Genomic DNA, 24466 nt, shown 5'->3' on the forward strand with positions numbered 1-24466 from the left:
AGTTACAGTGTTATTGAGGTATATAAATCAGCATTTTTCTTAATCATTCCAATATCGCCTAAACAAACTTTCTTTACATTATGATGTAAAGCATGGTAACAGTTTTCTAATTTTGGAAGCATGCCATCTGCTATAATTTTTTGGTCTAATAATTCTTGGTATTTTTTAGAATTAATGTGTTTTACAACTGAATTATCGTCTTTAATGTCAAGTAAAACGCCTTTCTTTTCAAAACAATAAAATAGGGTGGTATCATATTCTTTTCCCATACCGATGGCAATTTCTGAGGCGATGGTATCCGCGTTTGTGTTTAATATTTGGCCTTTTCCGTCGTGCGATAAGGCACAAAAAACAGGAGTTAATCCTACTTTTAATAATGCGCTTATTAAATTTGAATTTATACCATCTATATCGCCAACAAAGCCATAATCTATATCCTTTACAGGTCTTTTATGTGCTTGGATAGCATCTCCATCTGCACCACTCAATCCAATGGCATTACATTTACTTGCTTGCAATTTAGCGACAATAGATTTGTTGGTTAATCCACCATAGACCATAGTGATAATATCAATACTTTGACCATCCGTAATGCGTCTGCCATTAACTAATTTAGATTGTATGCCTAGTTTGCTTGCAAGTTGAGTTGCTAATTTTCCACCACCATGAACTAGTATTTTTGGACCTTCTATTTTTGAAAATAGGTCTAAAAATTTATCCAGTTCAACCGTGTTTTCAATTACATTTCCTCCAATTTTTACTACAGATAAGGAGCCCCTCTTAGTCTCCCCAAAGGGAAGAAACCCATTATCGTTATTTTTTTGATTGTCTGCCATTTATATATTTTTATTTTCCTCAGAACTAATTAGCTCCCCTCTTTTGAAAGGGTTAGTGTAGGTTCTCTAATATTTTTTTCAATACAATTTGTGCAGAATAGGTTCTATTATTAGCTTGTTCTATAACTAAACTTTGATCGGAATCTAATACAGCATCTTCCACAACAACATTTCTACGAACAGGTAGGCAATGCATGAATTTTGCAGTGCCTAACTTTTCTTTGGTCATCATCCAGTTTTTGTCTTGATTAACCACTTTCCCATAGTCGTTATAACTACTCCAGTTTTTTACATAAACAAAATCAGCATCTTTCAATGCTTTATTTTGGTCATATTCAATTTTTGCACCTTTAGTTATTTTAGGATTTAACTCATACCCAACAGGATGTGTAATTACAAACTCAGCATCTTGCTTTAGCATCATTTCGGCAAAAGAATTTGCTACAGCATGCGGCAAGGCTTTTGGGTGAGGTGCCCAAGACAGCACAACTTTAGGTTTAGGTTTGGTGTTTTGTTCTGCAATAGTAATAGCATCTGCTAAAGCTTGTAAGGGATGTCCAACAGAACTTTCCATATTCACTACAGGTATAGTGGTATATTTTTTGAAACCATTTAATACCAATTCAGCTTCATCATTTTCTTTGTCATTTAAGGATGCAAAGGCACGAATAGCAACAATATCGCAAAATTGAGAAACTACCTGAGCTGCTTCTTTTATATGTTCTGAGGTGCCCTGATCCATTACAGTACCATCACCGTATTCTAAAGCCCAGCCTTCTGAGCCAAAATTCATCACCATGACTTCTAAGCCTAAATTCATGGCAGCTTTTTGGGTGCTTAAACGCGTTCTTAAGCTGTTGTTGAAGAATAATAAACAAATGGTTTTGTCCTCGCCTAAATGCTTGTATGCTTTGGCATTAGCCTTTAAGTCTCTGGCTTCTTTAACTAGGTTTGGTAGTGAATCTATATCTTGAATACTTATGTAATGTTTCATTTTAAGGTACTATTTAATGAACTGTACGTGTTATTTTATCTTAGTATAATTACTTGTGTTATTCATGGCATCGGTAATAAAATTATCTTTTAAACCATTAATAATCCAAGTTTCTATGTTGGCATTTTTTGCAATGGTAGCAGCTTCAATTTTAGATTGCATTCCTCCAGTTCCGTGTGAAGATTTGGTGTTGCCGACTTCTTTAATTAATTCCTCTAAATTATGAACTTCTTTAATTGTTTCTTGAACAGTTTCCGAAAGTGATTGTTTAGTATAAACACCATCTGTGTTTGTAGCAATTAATAGTAAATCTACCTGCAATAATGCTGCGGTAAGGGCTGCTAATTTATCGTTATCGCCAAACTGTATTTCATCAGTAGCGACAGTGTCATTTTCATTTATTATTGGGATGAAATTATTAGCCACTAAAACATCAATGGTATTTTTTATATTGGATTTAGATTTTGGGTTTTCAAAATCTGAATATGAAAGTAAACACTGTGATGTAAACAGGCCTAACTCCCTAAAATTCTCTTGAAAAATACGCATAAGATGAGGTTGCCCAATAGAAGCTAGTGCTTGCTTTACATTTATTTCTTCTCCGTTATGCTCTAATTTCACAAACTGACGCGCTGCTGCAATTGCTCCAGAACTTACAATTATAAACTCATGTGAATCTTTTAAAGTTGCAATTTGTCTGCCTATATCTTCTATTTTTCCTCGAGAAATATGATTGGTTTCCTTGGTTAAGGTATTGGTGCCGACTTTTAATAAAACACGTATTTTCTTCATTATTTACTAGCTTCTAATTTGACCATCACCTAAAACATACCACTTGTTTGTTACCAAATGCTGTAAGCCTATGGGACCTCTTTGATGTAACTTATCAGTACTAATGGCCAATTCTCCTCCCAATCCAAACTGAAACCCATCTGTGAATCGCGTTGATGCATTATGATAAACTGCTGCAGCATCTACAGTATCCATAAAAAATGAAGCCTTATCTACATTTGAAGTTATAATGGTAGCCGAATGGCCGCCACCATAGGTGTTTATTTTGTTGATTGCTTCATCAATATTAGCAACTTGACCAACGACAATTTTATAATCTAAAAACTCTTCGAACCAAATACTTTCATCTTGAAAGGGGGTGGTTCCCTCCAACTCGGTCAAAAACTGGTCTACTAAAATCTCTACATTATGTTTTTTTAGTTCTTGAATTAAATGCTGTAAAAACTCATGCTTTCTTGGCATATCTGCTGCAATTAAGACTTTATCTAGGGCATTGCAAGCTGATATTTTAGTTGTTTTTGCATTGATTATGATGTCTATTGCCATTTGTAAATCGGCATCAGTAGCTACGTATGCAAAATTATTGCCTCTACCACTAATTATTACGGGGCATGAAGCATGTTCTTTTACAAAAGCAATTAACTTTTCACCGCCTCGAGGAACTATTAAATCTATTTTTTGAGTTGGTTTTTGTAAAAATGCTTGCGTTTGTTCTCTGTTAAATTGTAAATAAGTTACCCAATCAGAAGCGCAATCATTTTGCTCTAGTGCTTGGTGCCAAAGGGCTACTAAGGCAAGATTACTATTTAGGGATTCTTTACCACCTTTTAAAACAATTTTATTGCCAGATTTAAAGGCTATACCAGCAGCTTCAATAGTCACATCTGGTCTAGATTCGTAAATGATACAAACTGTTCCGAATGGGGCTGTTTTGTTACTTATATGCAATCCATTGTCATGTGTAAAATTAAATCGTGCTACGCCTAATGGATCAGGTAGATTGGCCAATTGTTGTAATGATAAAATCATTCCTTCAATTTTAGAATCATTTACTTTTAATCGGTCTTCCATAGCAAGATCTTCACCATTATAAGTATCAAGATCTTTTTTATTGGCTTGTAAAATAACGTCCTTTTCGGAAGCCACAAGTTTAGCCATGGTTAGCAAAACCTTATTTCTTTGCGATATGTTTAGAATGAAACTCACTTTAATTCTTTTTTTAAAGCGTCAAAAAACAGGTCCATTTCTTTTTCAGTAATATTTAGTGCGGGCAAAATTCTAAGCAAGTTTTTGTTATTCGCTCCACCTGTAAACATATGTTGGTTATAGATTAATTTTTTTCTTAGTTCAGAAACTTCAAAATCGAATTCTAATCCAAGCATTAATCCTCTACCCTTAACTTTCTTTATTTGCGGAATTTCAGCGGCTTTCTTTATAAAATATTCACCAAGTTTTGCAGCATTTTCAATAAGGTTATCCTTTTCTATAACCTCTAATACGGCAAGAGAAGCTGCACATGCTAAATGGTTTCCGCCAAATGTTGTCCCAAGCATGCCATACTTAGCTTCTATACTATCATGTAATAAGATACCGCCAACAGGAAAACCATTTCCCATACCTTTGGCAATGCTTATAATATCGGGTGCTATGTTATGATGTTGAAATCCAAAGAATTTTCCACTTCTTCCATAACCAGCCTGTACTTCATCTGCTATTAAAACAACTCCATTTTCCTTGCAAAGTTTGGAAATACTTTGATAAAATGCTGTAGTAGGTTCATCTAAACCTCCAACGCCTTGTATGGCTTCTATAATTACTCCGCAAACATCACCTTTTTCAATTTCTGTTTTGAAAGATTCAATAGCATTTAACGGTAAAAAAGTTACTTTTTGTTGTTTGTTAATTGGGGCATTAATTTTTTCATTATCTGTGGCTGCTACCGCAGCTGAAGTTCTACCATGAAAACTATTATTAAAGGCAATAATTCTAGATTTACCCGTAATAAAAGAGGCCATTTTTAGAGCATTTTCATTTGCTTCGGCACCAGAACTACATAAAAATAAATTATAATTATCACAACCTGAAAGTGCACCTAATTTAGTAGCAAGCTCTTCTTGAATTGGATTTTGTACAGCATTACTGTAAAATCCAATTTTATGTAATTGATCTTCTAATCTTTTAATATAATGTGGGTGCGAATGACCTATGGATATCACAGCATGTCCACCATAAAAATCCCAATATTCTTCTCCTTTATCATCCGTTACAACACTGCCTATAGCGCTAACGGGAGTTACATTGTACAAAGGATAAACATCAAATAATTTCATTTTTTTTAATTTAATTGCTTGCTCAATAAGTGATTACATGTTGCCTTCCTTGATTCGACTGATTTTGTCATAAGATGCTACAATTCCTTGGATTAAGGAAGAACTCAAACCTTGATGCTCCATTTCATTTAACCCTTGAATTGTACATCCTCTTGGAGTAGTTACACGGTCTATTTCTGCTTCAGGATGACTGCCAGATTCTATTAATAAAGCTGCTGCACCATTACAAGTATGCATGGCTAATTCTTGTGCCTCTTTGGAGTCGAAACCTAATTGAATAGCTCCTTGGGTTGTAGCACGTATCATACGCATCCAAAATGCAATTCCACTAGCGCAAATTACTGTAGCCGCTTGCATTTGTGATTCCGGAATTTCTAATGAATGGCCCATTCTATTAAAAATAGCTAAAGCAAGAGCAACGCGTTTTTGACCTTTTTCGTTGGAACAAATACAAGTCATAGATTTGCCTACAGAAATAGCAGTATTTGGCATACTTCTAATAATATGCTGATCTTCACCAACTACGGCCTCAATCTGAGCAATACTAAAACCAGTTATTGTAGAAATTAAAACATGTTTTTCTGTAAAAAGGTCTTTTACATCATTTAATATTTTTACAAACTGATTGGGTTGTACAGCAAAAATGATAATATCAGAATTAGCAATAGCTTCACGATTGTCTGAAGTTACTTTTACATTCCCGTATTTCTCATACTTTTCAATATCGCCAGTCTTTCTTTTTGTTAAATACATGGTAGTTGCACCGTTGGTATTTAGAATTCCTTTGGCAATGGCAAGACCTAAATTACCTGCTCCAATGATTGCTATTTTCATTATTATCTATTAGTTTATTTTCTGTATCTCTTGTAAATCTGACTATATCAATTTTTAAAATTGGTAAGTGCTTTTAAAAAACCACTGCTTTTAAATTTAATCCTGCACCTTCATCTAAGCCAAACATTAAGTTCATATTCTGAATTGCTTGACCAGAAGCTCCTTTTAAAAGGTTATCTATGGCAGAGGTAACAAGCAATCGATTATTGTGTTTATGTAAATGAATGTGACACTGATTAGTGTTTACCACTTGTTTTAAACTTATTTCTTGATCAGAAATTTGCGTAAATAAAGCTTCTTTATAAAAATCTTGATATAGTTTAATTGCGTCCTCTAATCTACCATCGAACTTGGTGTAAGCTGTTGCCAATATTCCTCTAGTAAAATTACCTCGATTTGGAAGAAATAATAATTCTCCAATGGAAGTATTGAACGTATTTAAACTCTCTCCAATTTCTCCTAAATGTTGATGCGTAAAAGGTTTATACCATGAAACATTATTGTTTCTCCAACTAAAATGCGAAGTGTCTGAAGGGCTCACACCAGCACCAGTGCTGCCTGTTACCGCATTTATATGCACATCGTTTTCAAGAAGACCAGCTTTAGCAAGTGGCAGCAAACCTAATTGTATGGCAGTTGCAAAACACCCGGGATTAGCTATGTAATTGGCTTTTTTAATTACTTCTTTATTAGTTTCTGGCAGTCCATAAATAAATGTTTTACCATTTAAGTTAGCATCTGCATGAAGTCTAAAATCGTTACTCAAATCAATGATTTTAGTTTGCTTAGAAAAATTATATTCATTTAAAAAAGTGGTAGAATTTCCATGACCAAGGCATAGGAATACTACATCAACGTTTAAGTTTACTTCACCTGTAAAAGCGATTTCTGTAACCCCTAATAAATCGGGATGGGACGTGGTTAGTTTTTTACCCGCTCTAGTGGTGCTGTAAACAAAATCTATTTCTGCATTTGGGTGATTTAAAAGTATTCGAATAAGCTCACCACCTGTATATCCTGAACCTCCTATTATACCTGCTTTAATCATTTTTTTTTGCTTTAAGCCTTAAGCTTTAGGCTATTTGCCTCAAGCTTTAAACAATTTTAATTTTGACCTATTTTAAACTCCAACTTATAGAGTTACTCCCTTTCGTACTTAGGAGGCTTTTATTTTTCTCCGTTAACGTGATTGTATATTTTTCCTGAGTTAGAAAGTATTTTAATAAATCCTTTTGCGTCATCGGCCGTCCATCCTTTGTTCATTTCGCCATAACTACCAAATGATGCATTCATTAAATCGAGCTTAGAGGATATACCGTTTAATCTAAATTGGAAAGGGTAAAGACTAACAAACACATCGCCTGAAACGTTCTTTTGCGTGTCTGTCAGGAAGGCTTCAATATTACGCATAACTTCATCTAAATAATTACCTTCATGCAATAACATACCGTAGAAATTACCTAATTGCTCTTTCTGAAATTGTTGCCATTTACTTAAAGTATGTTTCTCTAATAAATGATGTGCTTTTATGATAATTAATGATGCAGGTGCTTCAAAACCTACTCTTCCTTTAATGCCAATAATGGTGTCGCCTACATGAATATCTCTTCCAATAGCATATTTAGAGGCTAATGCTTCTAGTGCTATAATATTATTTACAGGACTATCTTTTTTCCCGTTTAAAGCAACAAGTTCACCTTTTTCAAAAGTAAGTGTAACATCAGTAGGATTTTTTTCTTGTAATTGACTTGGATAAGCGCTATCAGGTAATGCTTTATCGGAAGTTAAGGTTTCTTCACCACCAACTGAGGTTCCCCAAAGACCTCTATTTATAGAGTATTTTGCTTTTTCCCAAGGATATTCAATTCCATTTTCTTTTAAATAGGCAATCTCAGCTTCTCTAGCCAGTTTGTTATCTCTAATTGGAGTGATAATTTCAATTTCTGGAGCAATTATTTGAAAAATCATATCAAAGCGTACTTGGTCATTCCCTGCGCCAGTACTACCATGTGCAATATATTTGGCGCCTACTTTTTTTGCATAATTTACAATTTCAATGGCTTGTACAATACGCTCGGCACTTACAGAAAGGGGATACGTGTTGTTTTTTAACACATTACCAAAAATTAAATACTTTACTACTTTATCGTAAAACGTTTTTACGGCATCAATAGAGGTGTAAGATGTTGCGCCAAGTTGTAGTGCTTTTTCTTTAATTGTAGCAATTTCTTCTTCTGAAAATCCACCAGTGTTTACGCTTACCGCATGAACTTCAAAACCTTGATCTTTTGATAAATATTTGGCACAATATGAGGTGTCTAATCCACCGCTATAGGCTAGAACTAATTTTTTCATTTTATTTCTTTTTTAGGAAAAGTGTTTCTTTTATACTTTTTAATCGCTTAAAAGCTTTAGTGTTTAATTTTTCTCTTTCTGGTTCTTCTTCTTTTTTCTTGGTTTGTACTGCTGGATCGTATAACATACCAGTGCACAAGCACATTTTACGTTCAGTACGGGTTAGAATATCGAAATTTTTACAAGTTTGACACCCTTTCCAGAATTCTGGATCATCGGTTAACTCGGAGAATGTAGTTGGTTTATAGCCTAGTTCGTAGTTAATTTTCATTACAGCTAAGCCAGTTGTAATTCCAAATATTTTAGCATCAGGAAATTTTTTACGTGAGAGATCAAAAATTTTCTGTTTAATTTGTTTGGCTAAACCTCTATCTCTAAAATCTGGATGTACAATTAGTCCAGAATTTGCTACAAATTTTTCATGCCCCCATACTTCTATATAGCAAAAACCTGCAAAAACACCTTCGTCTAAAGCGATTACAGCGTTTCCGTTTGAAAGTTTTTTGCAAATATATTCAGGGGTGCGTTTTGCAATACCAGTTCCACGAATTTTAGCGGATTCTGCGATGGTATCACAAATGATTTCAGCGTATTTAAAATGTGATTCGTTAGCAATTAGTATTTCCATTGCCAATTAGGGTTTAAGAGTAAAAAATTAATTGAAAAATTGTTTTGTTTATTTGCGGAAATGGACTCACCTATTTCCATAATATACTGCACCCTTACGGGCGACGACGTGTAGGTGTAAATGAACGAGCAGGAGCGTATGCCCTGTCAATAGATTGTATGTAGCTGTTGTTGTTCATTATAGATCAAAAGTACAAATAAAATTGACTTATGGTTAAAAGTGATAAAAATTTTACAAAAACTTTACTTTTTGTTACGTTGAGTGCTTATTTCGTAAAGCATGTACGTGAAAACTACAATATATTCAAAAGCAAGTAAGCCTAAATGTTCTATGTAGTTAGGATTGGAATAGGCAAAATAACTCAGAATTACGAGACCAGACCAAATAAGGGCGTATCTGTAGTTTGTAAAAATGGTTAATAGCACTAAAAAGGAAATATACCACGGATGTACGGTAGTTGATACAAATAAATAAAAAGATAGCACCCAAAGCATAGATGTTAATAGCGTGGAGAGGTTTTGGTTTTTACGAAAAAAAGTAAACAAAAGAACCACAGTAATTACTAAGTAGGGGATTGTTTTTCCGTAAGCTATAATAAACTCCCAAGGCTTTGCATCAAAAAAATGTACTCCAATACTTTTTGTAAGATTATATATGCTGGCATTAAATTTAAAATTTGAAAACCATAAACCTATAGTTTCGGAATAATTGGTAATGAATTCTGGGGCATAAAAAGGTGCAACCATTAAAAGAATAGTTGCGCCTACAATGACGTAAAAGTAAAGGCTTTTTTTCCAACCCAAATAATTTAAAAACAGCGGTAGGAAGAGTAAGGGTAAAAGTTTAGTGGCAATAGAAAAAGCATAAATTATGCCTGCTAATTGCCAATTATTTTTTGATAAAAAGTATAGAGACCAAACAAAAAAGAATAGCATAACTCCTTCAAAATGAAGATTACCAGTAAGCTCTAATAGTATTAATGGATTTAAAAAATACCAAAATATTAAATGCGGGGAACGATTTAAACTTTTTAATAATTTTCTTCCATAATATACTATACCAATATCAGATGCTATAATTATTAAACGCATAACAACTACTGAACCCATAATGCTTTTTCCGCCAAGTATTGCGGCTAAGCCAAATATCAACTGATTTAGTGGAGGGTAATTACTGTGGAACTTGGGGCTTAATTCTCCCATGCCGGAAATTAATTCTTGCGCATGAGGGATAATAATCTCAGCATTTTCTAAAAGTTGATTTGGAGTGTATAGATAAGGATTTATCCATTGACTAACCAAAGTGCCATCCCATATAAACCGATAAAAATCTTGCGATAAATTTGGAATAGAAAAAAGAAAAATAACTCTAAATAGTACACCAGCTGCAAATAGAAATTTAGGGTTGTATTTTTCGAACTGAACTAATTTATAGCATAAAACTAGTAAACCTAAAAACAGGCCTACTAGTTTTATAAAATCTGTACGTTGAAAATGATAAGCAAGTGTATAATAAAACACACAGCTTAATAGCATCATTAAGATTGGAACTTTATGAAGTTTCCAATAAGATAACATACTTATGCTCTTGCTGTAAGCGACTTAAAGAAAACAAAGCCGAATCCTAAAAACAACATAAAATGAAAAGGGAATAATCCAAAATCATTTAATGGTATTGCGCTATACATTCCAAATAAGAAATACACCATTAAAAGTGCTTCTAAAATCATATTTGGAGATAATTTTTTGGCTAAATATTTATTGCCTTTCCAGCTATCTTTAATATTACTTAAATTAAATTTTGGGGTTCTTACAAATTCACTTCTCTTACCCATATGGCCTTCTAAAACTGCAATAGAATTGTGTAGAGAAAAACCTAATGCCACTGAGAAAAAGGTAAAGAATAGTTTTATATAATCTATGAAATTATCAAAACTACTACCTTGTATACTTTTGTAAGTAAACCAATAGCAAACAAATAAAATTATAGTACTTACAATGAAGAAACTTGTAACCTCAAAAATCCAACCTAAATGACCATAACTATTTTTTATGTACAACATAGGAATGCTCAAAAGTGCAACAATAAATACGCACAAAAACATAGAGCTATTTAACAAGTGCATTACACCGTGAAACTTAGTTTTAAACGAAATGTTCTTGGCAGAAATTACACTCCAAACAGATTTTCTGAAATTTTCAGCACCACCTTTATTCCATCTGAATTGTTGTGAACGAGCAGCGCTAATTACCACAGGTAATTCAGCAGGTGTTTCAACATCTTCTAAGTACTTAAACTTCCAGTTTTTTAACTGAGCTCTGTAGCTTAAATCTAAATCTTCTGTAAGCGTGTCACCTTCCCAGTTACCTGCATCAATGATACATTCTTTACGCCAAATACCAGCAGTACCATTAAAGTTAATAAAGTGTCCTTTGGCATTTCTACCTACTTGTTCTAAAGTAAAGTGAGCATCTAATGCAAAAGCTTGAATACGCGTTAGAACTGAGTAATCTCTGTTGATATGACCCCAGCGAGTTTGAACAACGCCGATTTCTTCATCTTTAAAATAAATAACAGTTTTCTTTAACCAATCTGGAGCAGGTAGAAAGTCTGCATCAAAAATTGCAATAAATTCACCTTTCGCAATTTTTAATCCTTCTTTTAAAGCACCAGCTTTAAAACCTGATCTATTTTCGCGTCTTATGTGCTGAATATCTAGTCCTGTTTCTTGTAACTTTTTAATATGTTCAGCAGTTTGCTCAACTGACTCATCCGTAGAATCATCAAGTACCTGAATTTCTAATTTACTGGATGGGTATTCTAATTTTGCTATGTTCTCTAATAAACGATCCATTACATATTCCTCGTTATAAACAGGCAGCTGAATGGTAACAAATGGAATTTCTTTGGGGTCCAAAAGGTTGAACTTTGGCGCAGTTTGATTTCTTTTTTTATACCCTAAATAATTAACCAAAAGGTTTAATTGCGCAAGGCTATAGAAGAAAATTAACAATAGTGCTATTGTGTAAATAATAATGATAATGTAGGAAATAGTTAATGCCATCTTATTTTATACTGTATTTAAAAATCCAACTTAAGATTTTTATTCCTGCAAATATACTACCTTTTACCGTACCTGAAACTTTTGATATGCCAATTCTTTTTTTATAACGTACTGGTACTTCGACGTATGAAATTTTTTTCTTTAAAACCTTAAGTTGCATCTCTACCGTCCAACCATATGTTTTATCTTCCATGTTCAGTGCGAGCAACTTATCATATTTAATTGCCCTAAACGGACCTAGATCAGTAAACTTTGCATTAAAAAGAATTTTCATTAACAACGTTGCCAACCAATTTCCGAAAATTTGCTGAGGTGTCATAGATCCTTCTTCGCGTAAAGATTCTGTTCGTGCACCAATAACCATATCAATATTTTGATGAATTATCGGGTCTACAAGCTTAGTAAGCTCTTCAGGATAATCAGAATAATCTCCATCTAAGAATACTACTATAGCCGGTTTTGTCTCCTGTTGTTGTATGTATTCTAAACCTAAAAGGCATGCGTATCCATATCCTTTTTTCTTTTCAGTTAAAACTGTGGCACCAGCTTTCTTTGCGTTTTCTACCGTCTGGTCAGTAGAATTATTATTGACCACTATTATTTCAGAAACAATACTGGGAATTTCTTTTATAACATGTGCTATCGAGTCAGCTTCATTAAAAGCTGGTATAATAACTTTTATATCTACCATTATTTTAAATCAGTAAGATTGTTTTCGCTTCTAAAGCTAGAAAAGCTGAACCATTCTTTAATTTTCTTCCCATCCTTATATTTTTCTGCAGATGATAATTTTTGGTTGGTGTATTTTAAGCAATAACCATTCTTAATACCATCATTTAACTGACATTTATGTTTTATTTTACCTTGACTGTCATAAAATGACCACCAATTATATTTTTCGCCAGCTATATACTTTCCTTGTTGTTTTAGTTTGCCCGATTCATTATAATAAATCCAATACGCTACCTTTTTGTCTTGCGAATAGTGTCCTTTCTCGGAGATTTGACCATTAGTGTAATAATACTTCCAATAGCCATTTTTCTTCCCGTTTTCTATCCAGCCTTCAGATTTTAGAACGCCAGATTGGTAGTAATTCTTAGAATATGTCTTAGCTACGACGTTTAAATTGAATGCTAAAAACGCGCAAACATAAAAAAAAGCTTTTAAATACATAAATAGGTTATTTCTTATTCACTAAATCCATTAAATCAACATCATTTCCGAGTAAAATTTCTGTTGGGTTAATTCTGCCTTCTTCAGGTCCGTTTTCTAATTTTAAAACCCCTCTTGGGCAAACCGCAGAGCACACTCCACAACCTACGCAACTAGAGCGAATAATATTTTCTCCCTTTTGAGCGTATGCTCTAACATCAATACCTTGTTCGCAATAGGTAGAACAATTTCCGCAAGAAATACATTGACCACCGTTGGTAGTAATTCTAAATCTAGATTTAAAGCGTTGTACAAAACCTAGGTATGCCGCTAATGGACACCCAAATCTGCACCAAACACGATTTCCAAAAATAGGATAGAAGCCTGTGCCAATAACCCCTGCAAATATGGAACCAATTAATAAGCTGTATAAATTTTGAATACTTGATGTTTTTATGCCTAAAACAGTACCAGTTTCTGCAAAAAAGCTGTACAAGGTTAAACCAGTCATCACTATGGCAAATAGTAATACGCCATGAATTAGCCAACGTTCTACTTTCCAAGAGAAAAGTGATTTGCTTGAATGTTGTCTATAAGGATCACCTAGAGTTTCAGCCAATCCGCCGCAACCGCATACCCATGAGCAATACCAGCGTTTGCCAAAGAAATAAACCATTACAGGAACAATTACCAAGGTTAGAACAATTCCCCAAACCAATATAAAAAGGCCAATTCCACCGCTATTTAAGAGCGATTTTAAATTCCATTGAAAAAAGAAATCATAATCTAAAGGAAAGGCATTTTTAAAATCATAATACGGCATCTGTAAGCGAACCATTATTTCAGGAATAAGGAATGCAAATACAATTTGAAAAAATAATACAGATGTAGTTCGCACAATTTGATACATGTTATGACGGTATTTTATATACATTCTGGCCGCCATAACAACCATTACTATACAGTACATAAATCCATAAACAAACCAATGTCCAGCAGGGTTTCCACTTAAACTTTCGCTAATTGGATCTACTAAGTAGGTCCAGTTAACTGCGTATTCAGAAGCGAAATAAAGAACAAGATAAAAGGATACGAGAAAAACAAAAACCATCCACGCTATCCAACCTCTATTGGTGGCATTTTCATGGTAAATTCCATCGTTTTTAATACCTTTTTTACCTAATAAAATGGCATTGGGTAAGATAAATAATAGTGCGCCAATGATTCCTAATCCAAAAGTAAGTAACCACATTATACCCTTGTTTTTGGCAATAAATCCTATTCCGGATTGCTTGCCAATTAAAGAGGCCATATCACTAGAGCTAGTGTATATTTTTTTATCGTATTCTTTGTTTTTAATATGAGTTTCATTGGCTTTAGCTAAGGCTTCGGCAATTATTGGCGATAATGCTTGCATGCCCTTAAATTCTTTGCCAACTACACTATTGTTAATTTCAGTGATAAAAACATTACTTTTTATGTTTTTCTCGGTAATGATATTATCAAAAGTATTCTGATTTAATTTAAAAGTTCCAAGCAATGGTAATGCAGTGAAAATTCCTAAGCCTATTAAAAAAATGATAAGGCCAATTTTTTGTATAGTTTTCATAGATTCCTTATTCATTTAGGCTTTACTAAAAATTCGTTTCCAACTTTTTTTCTTTGGAGTAATTGTTTGATTATAATCGCTATTAAATTTGCTTACTATTTCATTTTCATAACTCTTATAAAATTCAGGATCAAAATTGGCATCTTTCAAATATTCTATAACATAATTTACATTCCTATTTTCCTGAAGCCAGCGGTCAAAAATTTCATGCCGCATGCGTATTCCGAAGGTGTTTATTCCTAAAAATTGTTTTGTAGTTTGATGAAATGCTATGGTAATGCAAATATTTTCTTTTGCATGTCGCCAATGAAAATGTTCTTCATGTGCTTCTTTATTACGTTCACTAAACACCCAGCCATACGTTTGGTATTCTATGTCTAAAAATTTAGCGGAGTTAAACCAATGTCCTGGTTTGTATTCTGTGGGCTTGCCACATATTGTTTGCGCTACAGTTTCTCCCATCATTCTACCGGTATACCAAACAGCTTCAATAGGTCTTCGGTTACCTATTGCTTCATGTTGTTCGGCGCAATCTCCTATGGCATATATGTCTTTAATATTGGTTTCTAGCAATCTGTTAACTTTTACACCTTTACCTAGAGCAATACCCGAATCTTTAAGAAAATCAATATTAGGTGTAACACCTGCAGTCAAACCAACTACCGTACATTCAATAAGATCACCTTTATCAGTTTTAACGGCTATGGCGTTCCCATTTTCGTCGGCAATTATTTCTTCTAAATTAGTATCTAACCGCAAATCGATATGATGTTCTAAGATATGTTCGTTAATTAATTGCGACTCTCCTTTGGGTAAAACACCGTTCCAAAAACTTTTTTCACGAACAAGAAAAGTAACCGGAATTTTTCTACTCCGTAGCATTTCCGCCATTTCAATACCAATTAGCCCACCACCTACTATTACAGCTCTTTTGCAAACCTTGTTGTTGGGTGCGTTTTTTTCTAATTTTTCTAAGTCTTGTTTGGAGTATAAACCTTGAACTCGGTTTAAATCTTGTCCTGGCCAACCAAATTTGTTAGGCTTTGAGCCCGTGGCGATAATGAGCTTATCATAAGAAATTGAAGCGCCACCATTTAAGAGCAAGGTTTTATTTTCATGATTAACATTCTCCACATAAGCCTGTAGAAGATTAATCTTATTTTTTTTCCAAAACCAATTTTCATAGGGTTGTGTATGATTAAATTTCATATGACCCATATACACATACATTAATGCTGTTCTGGAGAAAAAGTATTCGCTTTCAGCAGATATAATTGTTATTTTATGGTCCGACATTTTACGTATATGCCTTGCAGCAGTTACGCCGGCTATTCCATTTCCAATAATGACAATGTTTTTCATATGTTTAAATTGGTTGTTGGGTTTGAGTCGTAATGAAATACAAGAACTTAACAATTTTTCTATAAAACATTTCTGTTATTAAATTGTGATACTCTTTAATTTCATTTGTATCATCAAAATATAGAATTAAAGTCCTGTTAGTTTTTAAATTAAATTTCGACATAAGGATGCAATTAATAATAAAGTGATTAAGATATGGAAAAAAAGATATTTATTATGTTGTTTTTGCTCAGCGCAAATTTGGTGATATCTCAAACTAAAACTGAATTTTTTAATAAGGCTGATGTCTTCTTTAAATCTTATGTTATAGACGGGAAAGTAAATTACGAGGCAATTAAAAACAAAAAAACAGATTTACTGGAACTAAAATCAATGCTTTCATCTATTTCAATAACTAAAGAAAACACCTTGGATTATCAAGCTTTTTGGATTAATGCTTATAATATAGCTGTTATTGATGGTGTTGTTACAAATTATCCTATTAAATCTCCTTTAGATGTTGCTGGTTTTTTTGATAAAATAACGCATAAAGTTAACGGTGAAAATATTACGTTAAATGACATTGAAAATAAAAAACTAAGAGCCGAATTCTCTAATGAAGCTCGGTTTCATTTTGTATTAGTTTGTGCAGGACTTGGGTGTCCTCCAATAATAAATGAAGCGTATTTGCCTGCTAAACTTAATGAGCAACTTTCAGTGCAAACAACCAAGGCTCTAAATAACCCAGACTTTATTATTGTGGACAAAAATAAAGTAAAAATTTCTCAAATTTTTGAATGGTATAAAGGCGATTTTGAAAAAAAAGGAAGTGAAATTAAGGACTTTATTAATACGTATAGAAAAGAAAAATTACCAGAGGGAGCCAAAATAAGTTACTACCCTTATGATTGGAGCTTAAACAAGACTAAATAATTTAAAAAAAAGAAAATATGAAAAATAGAAACTACATCACTTTAGCCGTATTGGCGCTAACAACTTCATTTGGACTTGCCCAAGATGAAAAAAAAAGTAACATTCAGCAATATACACCATCCAAATTAATAGATAAAGGGCAAGTAGATTTAAAATGGTTTAATAATTTATATACACAAACAAAAAGTACTTTTACTAATAGCAAAGAGCCTAGAGAAACCTATTTTACCTCTACACTCGAAGTTTATACAGGTGTTGGAGAAAGTAAACGTTGGAACATAGGGACAATTGTAGAATTTAGATCTAATGTAAATAATGATAGGAAAGCTCTTGATGTATTTAAATTTGATGGTGAAGATACCTCTGCAAGGTCTGGTTTAACCTCAATTGCACCATCAGTAAAATTTGTTCCGTTTAAAGCTGTTGGAAATTTTAGTATTCAAAGTTCATTTTTTATTCCATTAGTAGATAACGAATCTGAAAATGGTGTGTTTCTTGATCAAAAAGGATTTACTTGGCAAAACCGTTTTTTTTATGATTATACCTTTCCGGGAGATAAATGGCAGCTTTTTAGTGAGTTAAATTCAGAATATCATTTTGGTGATAAAGCAGAAAGTTTTGCAAATAATAGTTTAAGCTTAACACCTGGCATTTTTTTAAGCTATTTTCCTAGTGCTAAATTCACAGTATTGGCTTTAGTGCAACATTCTCAAAGGTTAGATTTAGGGAACAACTTTGCTCAAGATTTTACCGCAGTAGGCGGTGGAGCAAAATATCAATTAACTAATGCAATAAATTTAGAATTGTTGTATACCAATTTTGTTAGAGGTAATAATACAGGACTAGGTGAAACCTTTAACTTAGGATTGCGCGGTATTTTTTAGTTAGATTTAGATAATAGTCTATTTTTGAATTCATAAATATTTTATTATGAAGAGAATAGGCGTATTTATTTTATTGTGCTTGCAAATTAATTGCACGTCTCAAGAGACTAAAAAAATTAACGGTTTAAGCCTTGTAGCGTCAAGAAACTCTCTTGCTCAAGAAAATGTAAAAGAAGTTTTGAACTTAAATGCCAATCATGCTACGATTATGCCCTTTGGGTTTATTGGAGATTTAAGTTCTCCTGAAATTATGTTTAACAGCGAAAGGCAATGGTTTGGTGAAACAAAAAAAGGAGCAAAACAGTATATTCAAAAGCTTCATGAAAACGGAATTGGCGTAATGCTGAAACCTCAAATATGGATACGCAGAGGAGAGTTTACAGGGAATTTAAAAATGAATAGCGAAGCAGAATGGAATGCGCTTGAATCATCTTATAGAAAATTTATATTAACCTATGCTGAATTAGCAGAAGAGGAAAAAATAGAAATATTTTGTTTAGGTACGGAGTTAGAGGAGTTTGTTGTAAACAGACCAAATTTTTGGTTAGATCTTATTCATGAAGTGAAAAATGTATTTAGCGGTAAACTAACCTATGCAGCAAATTGGGATGAGTATACAAAAGTTACTTTTTGGGAAGAGCTAGATTATATTGGTATCGATGCCTATTTTCCGTTGTCTGATGCCAAATCGCCAACAGTTGAAGAGCTCAAAACAGGGTGGCATAAATGGAAAGGAGCCATTGCAAAGTTTTCTTCAGATAAAAAAGCGCCTGTGCTCTTTACAGAATTTGGGTATAGAAGTATGGATTTTACTGCAAAAAAACCATGGCTAGTAGATAGGCATGATGAAAATGTTAATATGGAAGCTCAGGTAAATGCTACCAAGGCAATAATTGAAGAATTTTGGGCTGAAGAGTGGTTTGCAGGTGGGTATGTGTGGAAATGGTTTATAGACCATGAACAATCTGGCGGCGGTGAAAATAATAGGTTTACACCTCAAAACAAGCCAGCTGAACAAACTATAAGGGCTTTGTATAAAATGTATTAAAACTATGTTAGTTAGAATTGTTTGTTTTTTACTGCTTTTTTTAAACTCATGCTTAATCCTATCGCAGGCCAAAACAATTTCTGAAATAAAAATTAATGGTGCTAAAAAGCTAAAAACTGCATTAATACTCAAAATTATTAGTACTAAAGTAGGAGACTCTTTAGATACCAAGGTTATTGCAAATGATATTATAAGATTAAAGCGAATACCACCAATCGCTAATGCAACTTATGAGGTAATACCATCAGCATCGGAAAATGTACAATTGGTGTTTACCATACAAGAAAATTTTACATTAATACCTTTTGCCAACTTATATACCTCTTCAAATGACGATTTTGCCTTTAGAGTAGGGCTCCAAGAATTTAATTTTCTGGGAAGAAATATCACTCTTGGAGGATTTTATCAGTTTGATATTTTTAATTCTTACGGCATAGGCGTTAGAGATCCGTATTTATTCTCCAATAAATTTGGTGTGGCTTTCAATTATAAAAATTTCACCACTCAAGAACCAGTATTTTTCAAAGAAGCTACCGCAGATTATAAATATAATAATAAGGGATTCGAAATATTAGGTTTGTATGAAATCAATACCAAAAACAATATTGCTTTAGGGTTTAGTTTGTTTACCGAAGATTACCAATACATTAGTGGCTTTACAGACGAAAATGTACCACTTGCGCTAAATGTGCGTAAAAGTCTAGGTAAACTTATCTATAATTATGAAGATTTAAATTATCATTATCAATATTTAAATGGATTTAAAAGTGCTTTAAATCTTCAGTACGTTCGTAGTACAAATGAGGCACTACCTGACTTTTGGATTGGTTTTAACGATTTTTTGTTCTACAAGAGAATTGGGCAAAAAGGAAATTGGGCAAATAGAATCCGACTTGGTTTAGCAACAAATTCTGAAAGTCCCTTTGCTCCATTTACCTTAGATAACAATTTAAATATTAGAGGCGTAGGGAACACGATAGATCGCGGTACAGGTGCCATTGTTTTTAATACGGAATACAGGCATACATTAATTGATAAAAACTGGTTTGTGTTGCAGAGCAATTTATTTTTAGATGGTGGTTCTTGGAGAAATCCAGGTGGAGAATTAAAGAATTTTACGGATAAAAACAACATTAGAGTATATCCTGGCGTAGGGTTACGATTTATGCATAAAAGAATTTTCAATGCTATTTTTAGAATAGATTACGGTTATGGCATAACTAAAGATGCATCTAGAGGCTTTGTATTTGGAATTGGGCAATATTTTTAATAATATTTGTTAAAAGAACACTACCATGCTACAGAAAAAAATATACATTATCTTGTTTGTATTTTTTGGTCTCTCTCAATTTGTAGCTTCTCAAGAGGATAATAAAACTTTTATTGCCAAAAAGGGTGATGGTATAATCTCTGTTTTACGCCGTGAAGGATTGGATGTAAACACCTATTATCAAGAATTTTTAGATTTAAATGAAGGATTAATAAGTAATGGGAGTTTGCTAAAATTAGGTGTGCGTTATAAAATACCTATTGGCGATAATTCTTTTGGCAATATGGGAAGGAAAATTAGCCTAAGTAGTGATTTAGAATCTCCTATATTCGATACAAAAAAGACCCGTTTAAGAAAAAAAGACACCTTACTCAGAAATACGGTGTACTATTTGCTTTTTGATAAGTTTGATGCGGAAAATCTAAATCAACTTAAAAGCACTTCGCAAACAAGAAATGAAATTGCATTAGCCATGGCTAAAGAGCTTTTAGAACAAGGGGCGCGTGTATTTTTGTTTGAATATAGTTTAGACAATTCAGCCAAATTGGGCGATTACGTTGCTGCTATTAATAAGCGTTATCTTAAATACCAAAAAGAATATCAGCGACTACTCGTTTTAGATATAGACAGTGATAATTTTAGTGATTCAGCTATGGTTTCCATTGAGCACAATCAAAAAAGTAAAGAGGGAAAAAGATTCGCGCATAGTTTTGAGCAAATTTTTAAGGCACAGAAAATGAAAGTTAGCGATCATAATAAAAAAGATGCTTCTTTTGAAGATAAGACTAATGTTTATTTGGCGAATAATGTATTGCCAGCAATGACCTTTATTAAAATAGAAGGTCAAAATAAAATTTCAACCAATAAAGAACTTGCGAACAAGAATAAAGCTAAATTTGTCGGCTTAATAACTACTGGTATACAAACGGATTATTCAAATATTAGCCTTGAAGATCAAGATTAATTTGTGACTCCTTTAAAATAATAAAAACGATTTTTAATACAATAATGTTCACAACAATTTTAAACAAAGTAACTCTAGTTTCCATTCTTTTACTAGCATCAATTAACCTATTAGCGCAAGATGCCGTGCAATCTGTTGTTGCAGAAAAGGGCGATGGAATATTATCACTTCTTAGAAAGCAAGGAATTAATCCTTACGATAGTTATGATCAATTTGTTTCTTTAAATGCAGAAAACTTGCGAGATAGTGTGCATTTATATGCTGGCAGAACTTACAAATTACCGGTAGAAAAAGCCATTGAAAAACCAAGTGCACAAGAAAAAGTAGTAGTGGAAACGAAATCTATAAAAGGAATTTCCTATGAAATTTTCGGAGAAAAATATGCTGAGATAGTGTCGCAAAGTACACGCTTAAAAGGTAATGTGTATTACTTAATATCTGGACATGGTGGTCCTGATCCGGGAGCAATGACTACTTATGCGGGAAAAGCCATATCTGAAGATGAATACGCTTATGATGTTACATTAAGATTAGCACGTGAGTTGTTGTCGCATAGTGCAACAGTTTATATCATTGTTAGAGATCCTGATGATGGTATTCGCGATGAACGTATACTTGAAATGGATAGGGATGAGGTGGTTTATCCAAATGAGCCAATTCCATTAAATCAAGTTGAAAGACTAAAGCAAAGGGTTGATGCGGTTAATGCCCTGTACAAAGAAAATAAAGGCAAGTATCAAAGGCTTATTGTTACTCACGTAGATAGTAGAAGTAAAGGGCAGAATATTGATGTTTTCTTTTATCACCACGAGGACAGTAAAAATGGAAAAAAGCTAGCGGAAAGTATTCATAAAACATTCGAATCTAAGTACAAAAAGTATCAGCCAAATAGAACATACTCTGGGACTTTTGAAGATAGAACGTCGCTTTATTTAGTTCGAAAAACGCATCCAGCGATGACTTTTATCGAAATAGGTAATATTACCAATGAAAAAGACCAACGAAGAATTCTTGATCCAGATAATAGACAGGCTTTGGCTAAATGGATTAGTGAAGGGGTGCTTTTAGATTACGAAAATTAAAGATTTTAAATCGCAATTTTTCGCTTGTAATAATCATAAAGCTTTTCAGGGCCTGCGCCTAAAATATTCTTTAGATGTATAACCCCAAAATGATATTGTAGAATATATTTTCCACGCTCATCATACCTTCTAGCGGAGGTTTTAACGTGTTGTGGTAAAATAGTAAAAGGGGCTATATCATAAATTCTACTGATAAACTCGTTATCTTCAAAAACTATGTAGTTTTCGTTAAAACCATTTGTTTTTGAAAATAATTTACGGGTAATAAATAAAGACTGGTCTCCTCCTCTGCATAACTTATGATTTATTCTTGTAAACCATGCGAAAAAATTAAGAAACCGGCTATTACTATCAAATTTCATCTGAAAACAACCCACTTCTTTGCCCTTAATTACTGCATCGATAATGGTTTTGTCAAAATTTTTAGGTGGTAATGTATCTACATGTAGAAAATAGAGTATGTCCCCTTTTGCGTTTTTCGCGCCTTGGTTCAATTGTTTGGCTCGCCCTTTTTCAGATGCAATTACAGTTATGTTGTTAGCTTCCGCCAAGGCAATTGTGTTATCTGTACTTCCGCCATCTACAAGTAGTATTTCTTCTATATATTCGCAATTACTATTTGTTTTAATATAGGAAAGAAATTGTGTTATACACTTTTCTTCATTTAAAACAGGAATAACAATGCTTATTTTAGGCTTATTTGGTTTCATTTAAACTCCAATCGTATTCAAGATAGTTGATTTTTGAGTTTGCTTTTAGCGCAACTTTGGTATACTGCTGTATATAATCTATCAAACTTCCGTTTTCAGTAAAATCGCCTTTGTACCATTTAAAAATATTTGAAAGCAAAAGTTTGTTTGTTTTAATATTATTTTTAGAGGCATCGTTAATAAAATCACTTGTAGCTTTTGCTAGTTGTGACTCTAGAGTTTTTGGCATGTAGGCCACATTAACTAATTTCGGGCATGAATACGATGCGCAATTAATGGCAAAATGAATTCTAGGATCATTCATTTTTCTAAGTATTTTATGCTCAATGTCCCCTAATGAATAGGTTTGACTCCCAACTTTTACCCATTCTTTATCCCAAGGGTTTTTTAAATCTTTTATGCTTTTTAAAGGATAATTATCAGTAATAAGTTTTACGGTAGCTGCATTATAAAGATTTATGTAATAAGCTAATTTTTCCTCTTTAGACCATGCGTCGGTAGGAGAATTTTTCGCCAAATTATTTAAATAGGTTTCTAATTTGTCATTATCTGCTTTAAAGGCTTTGTAATTTACATTACCAAGATCATCAACATGTTTTTGTAACAAATTTCCCCATAGCGTATGGTCTGGATAGTTTGTTGGATTAGGTTTATTGTTTTCCATGGCACTCAAACCAAAAGAGCATAGGAAAAATAGAACGTAACTAAATACTCTCATATCACCAATTTATGGTTTAGTTGTTAATGCCCACGTAACCTTACAAATAACCTGCTAATTAAAAAGTTTTTTAGCATAACTAAGTATGCTTTGGAGTATTGAATAGTTACAATTGTTTTATTAATTCTCTAAATAATCTAACCATTTTTGGCTCGGTCTTTTCTGCAATTTCTATAATCTCTTGAATATTTACAGGTTTTAAATTCTCTGGATCACATTCGTCTGTTAAAACAGATATGGCAATTACAGGAAGGTCTAAATGATTGGCTACTATTACTTCGGGTACTGTACTCATGCCTACTGCATCTGCTCCTAAAATTTTAAGCATTCTATATTCCGCCCTAGTTTCAAGTTGTGGACCAACCACGGAGGCATACACACCTTCTTTTAGTGTGATATTTTCTTTTTTGGCTATTTCAATAAGTTTTTGGCGCATGGTAACGTCATATGGAGCACTCATGTCTGTAAATCTGCTACCAAACTCAGCTACATTTTTAAAAGCCAATGGAGATCCGCCTTGTAAGTTTATATGATCTTCAATTAACATCATATCACCTTTTTTCATGTCTAAATTAATAGCTCCTGAGGCGTTAGAAATAAATAATTTTTTAATACCAAGTTGATGCATTACACGAATAGGATAAGTTACATCCATTAAATCATATCCTTCATATACATGAAAACGTCCTTGCATTACCACAACTTTTTTACCTTCAAAAGAACCATAAATAAGTTTTCCGGTATGGAATTCTACTGTTGCTAATGGAAAAAAGGGAATGTGGTTGTAATGTGCTTCTATTGGGTTTTCAATTTCATTGGCTAATTTACCTAAACCAGTACCTAAAACTATACCTAGTTCTGGAGCATCAAAGCCTTTGCTAATTAGGTAATCGGTAGATTCTTTAAGCTGTTTATTTGTCAT

General features: G+C 33.2%; 24 protein-coding genes. 6 read left to right on the top strand and 18 right to left on the bottom strand.

The window, feature by feature from the left end; translation table 11 throughout:
• Positions 1–2: 2 nt before the first annotated feature.
• The 15 genes from argB to B8963_RS06430 form a co-directional block, all read right to left on the bottom strand.
• Positions 3–836 carry an acetylglutamate kinase gene (argB, locus tag B8963_RS06360; protein ID WP_084060557.1) on the bottom strand — a complete coding sequence of 278 codons (834 nt, stop codon included), beginning with the start codon at positions 834–836 and terminating at the stop codon, positions 3–5.
• 52 nt (positions 837–888) lie between these two features.
• A complete protein-coding gene (locus B8963_RS06365; protein WP_084060558.1) occupies positions 889–1830 on the bottom strand; it encodes a Rossmann-fold NAD(P)-binding domain-containing protein in 942 nt (313 codons plus the stop codon).
• 30 nt (positions 1831–1860) lie between these two features.
• The gene (gene proB / locus B8963_RS06370) at positions 1861–2622 is read right to left on the bottom strand and encodes a glutamate 5-kinase (RefSeq protein ID WP_084060559.1); all 762 of its coding nucleotides are present in this window, start codon (positions 2620–2622) and stop codon (positions 1861–1863) included.
• Between the two features lie 6 nt (positions 2623–2628).
• Positions 2629–3828: a glutamate-5-semialdehyde dehydrogenase gene (locus tag B8963_RS06375; RefSeq protein ID WP_084060560.1), complete on the bottom strand. Its 1200-nt coding sequence runs from the start codon at positions 3826–3828 to the stop codon at positions 2629–2631.
• The gene (locus tag B8963_RS06380) at positions 3825–4952 is read right to left on the bottom strand and encodes an aspartate aminotransferase family protein (protein WP_084060561.1); all 1128 of its coding nucleotides are present in this window, start codon (positions 4950–4952) and stop codon (positions 3825–3827) included. The genes B8963_RS06375 and B8963_RS06380 overlap by 4 nt, the downstream gene beginning before the upstream one ends.
• A gap of 33 nt (positions 4953–4985) precedes the next feature.
• On the bottom strand, positions 4986–5786 hold the full coding sequence (proC, locus tag B8963_RS06385; RefSeq protein WP_084060562.1) for a pyrroline-5-carboxylate reductase: 801 nt from the start codon (positions 5784–5786) through the stop codon (positions 4986–4988).
• 73 nt (positions 5787–5859) lie between these two features.
• A complete protein-coding gene (gene argC, locus B8963_RS06390; protein WP_084060563.1) occupies positions 5860–6834 on the bottom strand; it encodes an N-acetyl-gamma-glutamyl-phosphate reductase in 975 nt (324 codons plus the stop codon).
• 119 nt (positions 6835–6953) lie between these two features.
• The gene (gene argG, locus B8963_RS06395) at positions 6954–8141 is read right to left on the bottom strand and encodes an argininosuccinate synthase (RefSeq protein ID WP_084060564.1); all 1188 of its coding nucleotides are present in this window, start codon (positions 8139–8141) and stop codon (positions 6954–6956) included.
• 1 nt (position 8142) lies between these two features.
• Positions 8143–8769, bottom strand: a complete 627-nt coding sequence (locus B8963_RS06400) for a GNAT family N-acetyltransferase (RefSeq protein WP_084060565.1) — start codon at positions 8767–8769, stop codon at positions 8143–8145.
• Positions 8770–9011: 242 nt separating this feature from the next.
• Positions 9012–10307, bottom strand: coding sequence for an MptA/MptB family glycosyltransferase (locus tag B8963_RS06405; RefSeq protein WP_084060743.1), 1296 nt, complete (start codon positions 10305–10307; stop codon positions 9012–9014).
• A 41-nt stretch (positions 10308–10348) separates the two neighbouring features.
• A complete protein-coding gene (locus tag B8963_RS06410) occupies positions 10349–11833 on the bottom strand; it encodes a cellulose synthase family protein (RefSeq protein ID WP_084060566.1) in 1485 nt (494 codons plus the stop codon).
• Position 11834: 1 nt separating this feature from the next.
• Complete coding sequence (locus B8963_RS06415; protein ID WP_084060567.1) at positions 11835–12524, bottom strand: glycosyltransferase family 2 protein; 690 nt, start codon at positions 12522–12524, stop codon at positions 11835–11837.
• The gene (locus B8963_RS06420; protein ID WP_084060568.1) at positions 12524–13006 is read right to left on the bottom strand and encodes a toxin-antitoxin system YwqK family antitoxin; all 483 of its coding nucleotides are present in this window, start codon (positions 13004–13006) and stop codon (positions 12524–12526) included. The genes B8963_RS06415 and B8963_RS06420 overlap by 1 nt, the downstream gene beginning before the upstream one ends.
• Positions 13007–13013: 7 nt before the next feature.
• On the bottom strand, positions 13014–14594 hold the full coding sequence (locus B8963_RS06425) for a 4Fe-4S binding protein (protein WP_084060744.1): 1581 nt from the start codon (positions 14592–14594) through the stop codon (positions 13014–13016).
• A gap of 15 nt (positions 14595–14609) precedes the next feature.
• Positions 14610–15956: an NAD(P)/FAD-dependent oxidoreductase gene (locus B8963_RS06430; protein WP_084060569.1), complete on the bottom strand. Its 1347-nt coding sequence runs from the start codon at positions 15954–15956 to the stop codon at positions 14610–14612.
• A 195-nt stretch (positions 15957–16151) separates the two neighbouring features.
• Between B8963_RS06430 and B8963_RS06435 the strand changes: the two genes are divergently transcribed.
• From B8963_RS06435 to B8963_RS06460, 6 genes are read left to right on the top strand one after another with little or no spacing between them, the layout of a single operon-like run.
• Positions 16152–16868: a DUF547 domain-containing protein gene (locus B8963_RS06435; protein ID WP_084060570.1), complete on the top strand. Its 717-nt coding sequence runs from the start codon at positions 16152–16154 to the stop codon at positions 16866–16868.
• Positions 16869–16885: 17 nt separating this feature from the next.
• Entirely contained in the window at positions 16886–17752 is an 867-nt protein-coding gene (locus B8963_RS06440; RefSeq protein WP_084060571.1) for a hypothetical protein, read from the top strand.
• A gap of 46 nt (positions 17753–17798) precedes the next feature.
• On the top strand, positions 17799–18800 hold the full coding sequence (locus B8963_RS06445; RefSeq protein ID WP_084060572.1) for a glycoside hydrolase family 113: 1002 nt from the start codon (positions 17799–17801) through the stop codon (positions 18798–18800).
• Between the two features lie 4 nt (positions 18801–18804).
• On the top strand, positions 18805–20070 hold the full coding sequence (locus B8963_RS06450; protein ID WP_084060573.1) for a POTRA domain-containing protein: 1266 nt from the start codon (positions 18805–18807) through the stop codon (positions 20068–20070).
• Positions 20071–20095: 25 nt separating this feature from the next.
• Positions 20096–21034, top strand: coding sequence for a hypothetical protein (locus B8963_RS06455; protein WP_084060574.1), 939 nt, complete (start codon positions 20096–20098; stop codon positions 21032–21034).
• Positions 21035–21078: 44 nt separating this feature from the next.
• Positions 21079–22116 carry an N-acetylmuramoyl-L-alanine amidase family protein gene (locus B8963_RS06460; RefSeq protein WP_084060575.1) on the top strand — a complete coding sequence of 346 codons (1038 nt, stop codon included), beginning with the start codon at positions 21079–21081 and terminating at the stop codon, positions 22114–22116.
• A 5-nt stretch (positions 22117–22121) separates the two neighbouring features.
• On the opposite strand, the gene B8963_RS06465 is transcribed toward B8963_RS06460, so the two are convergent.
• From B8963_RS06465 to B8963_RS06475, 3 genes are all read right to left on the bottom strand, one after another.
• The gene (locus B8963_RS06465) at positions 22122–22826 is read right to left on the bottom strand and encodes a TIGR04283 family arsenosugar biosynthesis glycosyltransferase (RefSeq protein WP_084060576.1); all 705 of its coding nucleotides are present in this window, start codon (positions 22824–22826) and stop codon (positions 22122–22124) included.
• Positions 22813–23544 carry a DUF547 domain-containing protein gene (locus tag B8963_RS06470; RefSeq protein WP_084060577.1) on the bottom strand — a complete coding sequence of 244 codons (732 nt, stop codon included), beginning with the start codon at positions 23542–23544 and terminating at the stop codon, positions 22813–22815. The genes B8963_RS06465 and B8963_RS06470 overlap by 14 nt, the downstream gene beginning before the upstream one ends.
• Positions 23545–23650: 106 nt before the next feature.
• A complete protein-coding gene (locus tag B8963_RS06475; protein WP_084060578.1) occupies positions 23651–24466 on the bottom strand; it encodes a purine-nucleoside phosphorylase in 816 nt (271 codons plus the stop codon).

It is taken from the genome of Cellulophaga tyrosinoxydans, from assembly GCF_900176415.1.
Classification (GTDB): Bacteria; Bacteroidota; Bacteroidia; order Flavobacteriales; family Flavobacteriaceae; genus Cellulophaga; species Cellulophaga tyrosinoxydans.

Coding starts and splice junctions, on each gene's coding strand:
- argB (WP_084060557.1), bottom strand. CDS start 836: ATGGCAGACAATCAAAAAAATAACGATAATGGGTTTCTTCCCTTTGGG.
- B8963_RS06365 (WP_084060558.1), bottom strand. CDS start 1,830: ATGAAACATTACATAAGTATTCAAGATATAGATTCACTACCAAACCTA.
- proB (WP_084060559.1), bottom strand. CDS start 2,622: ATGAAGAAAATACGTGTTTTATTAAAAGTCGGCACCAATACCTTAACC.
- B8963_RS06380 (WP_084060561.1), bottom strand. CDS start 4,952: ATGAAATTATTTGATGTTTATCCTTTGTACAATGTAACTCCCGTTAGC.
- proC (WP_084060562.1), bottom strand. CDS start 5,786: ATGAAAATAGCAATCATTGGAGCAGGTAATTTAGGTCTTGCCATTGCC.
- argC (WP_084060563.1), bottom strand. CDS start 6,834: ATGATTAAAGCAGGTATAATAGGAGGTTCAGGATATACAGGTGGTGAG.
- argG (WP_084060564.1), bottom strand. CDS start 8,141: ATGAAAAAATTAGTTCTAGCCTATAGCGGTGGATTAGACACCTCATAT.
- B8963_RS06400 (WP_084060565.1), bottom strand. CDS start 8,769: ATGGAAATACTAATTGCTAACGAATCACATTTTAAATACGCTGAAATC.
- B8963_RS06405 (WP_084060743.1), bottom strand. CDS start 10,307: ATGATGCTATTAAGCTGTGTGTTTTATTATACACTTGCTTATCATTTT.
- B8963_RS06410 (WP_084060566.1), bottom strand. CDS start 11,833: ATGGCATTAACTATTTCCTACATTATCATTATTATTTACACAATAGCA.
- B8963_RS06415 (WP_084060567.1), bottom strand. CDS start 12,524: ATGGTAGATATAAAAGTTATTATACCAGCTTTTAATGAAGCTGACTCG.
- B8963_RS06420 (WP_084060568.1), bottom strand. CDS start 13,006: ATGTATTTAAAAGCTTTTTTTTATGTTTGCGCGTTTTTAGCATTCAAT.
- B8963_RS06425 (WP_084060744.1), bottom strand. CDS start 14,594: ATGAAAACTATACAAAAAATTGGCCTTATCATTTTTTTAATAGGCTTA.
- B8963_RS06430 (WP_084060569.1), bottom strand. CDS start 15,956: ATGAAAAACATTGTCATTATTGGAAATGGAATAGCCGGCGTAACTGCT.
- B8963_RS06435 (WP_084060570.1), top strand. CDS start 16,152: ATGGAAAAAAAGATATTTATTATGTTGTTTTTGCTCAGCGCAAATTTG.
- B8963_RS06440 (WP_084060571.1), top strand. CDS start 16,886: ATGAAAAATAGAAACTACATCACTTTAGCCGTATTGGCGCTAACAACT.
- B8963_RS06445 (WP_084060572.1), top strand. CDS start 17,799: ATGAAGAGAATAGGCGTATTTATTTTATTGTGCTTGCAAATTAATTGC.
- B8963_RS06450 (WP_084060573.1), top strand. CDS start 18,805: ATGTTAGTTAGAATTGTTTGTTTTTTACTGCTTTTTTTAAACTCATGC.
- B8963_RS06455 (WP_084060574.1), top strand. CDS start 20,096: ATGCTACAGAAAAAAATATACATTATCTTGTTTGTATTTTTTGGTCTC.
- B8963_RS06460 (WP_084060575.1), top strand. CDS start 21,079: ATGTTCACAACAATTTTAAACAAAGTAACTCTAGTTTCCATTCTTTTA.
- B8963_RS06465 (WP_084060576.1), bottom strand. CDS start 22,826: ATGAAACCAAATAAGCCTAAAATAAGCATTGTTATTCCTGTTTTAAAT.
- B8963_RS06470 (WP_084060577.1), bottom strand. CDS start 23,544: ATGAGAGTATTTAGTTACGTTCTATTTTTCCTATGCTCTTTTGGTTTG.
- B8963_RS06475 (WP_084060578.1), bottom strand. CDS start 24,466: ATGACAAATAAACAGCTTAAAGAATCTACCGATTACCTAATTAGCAAA.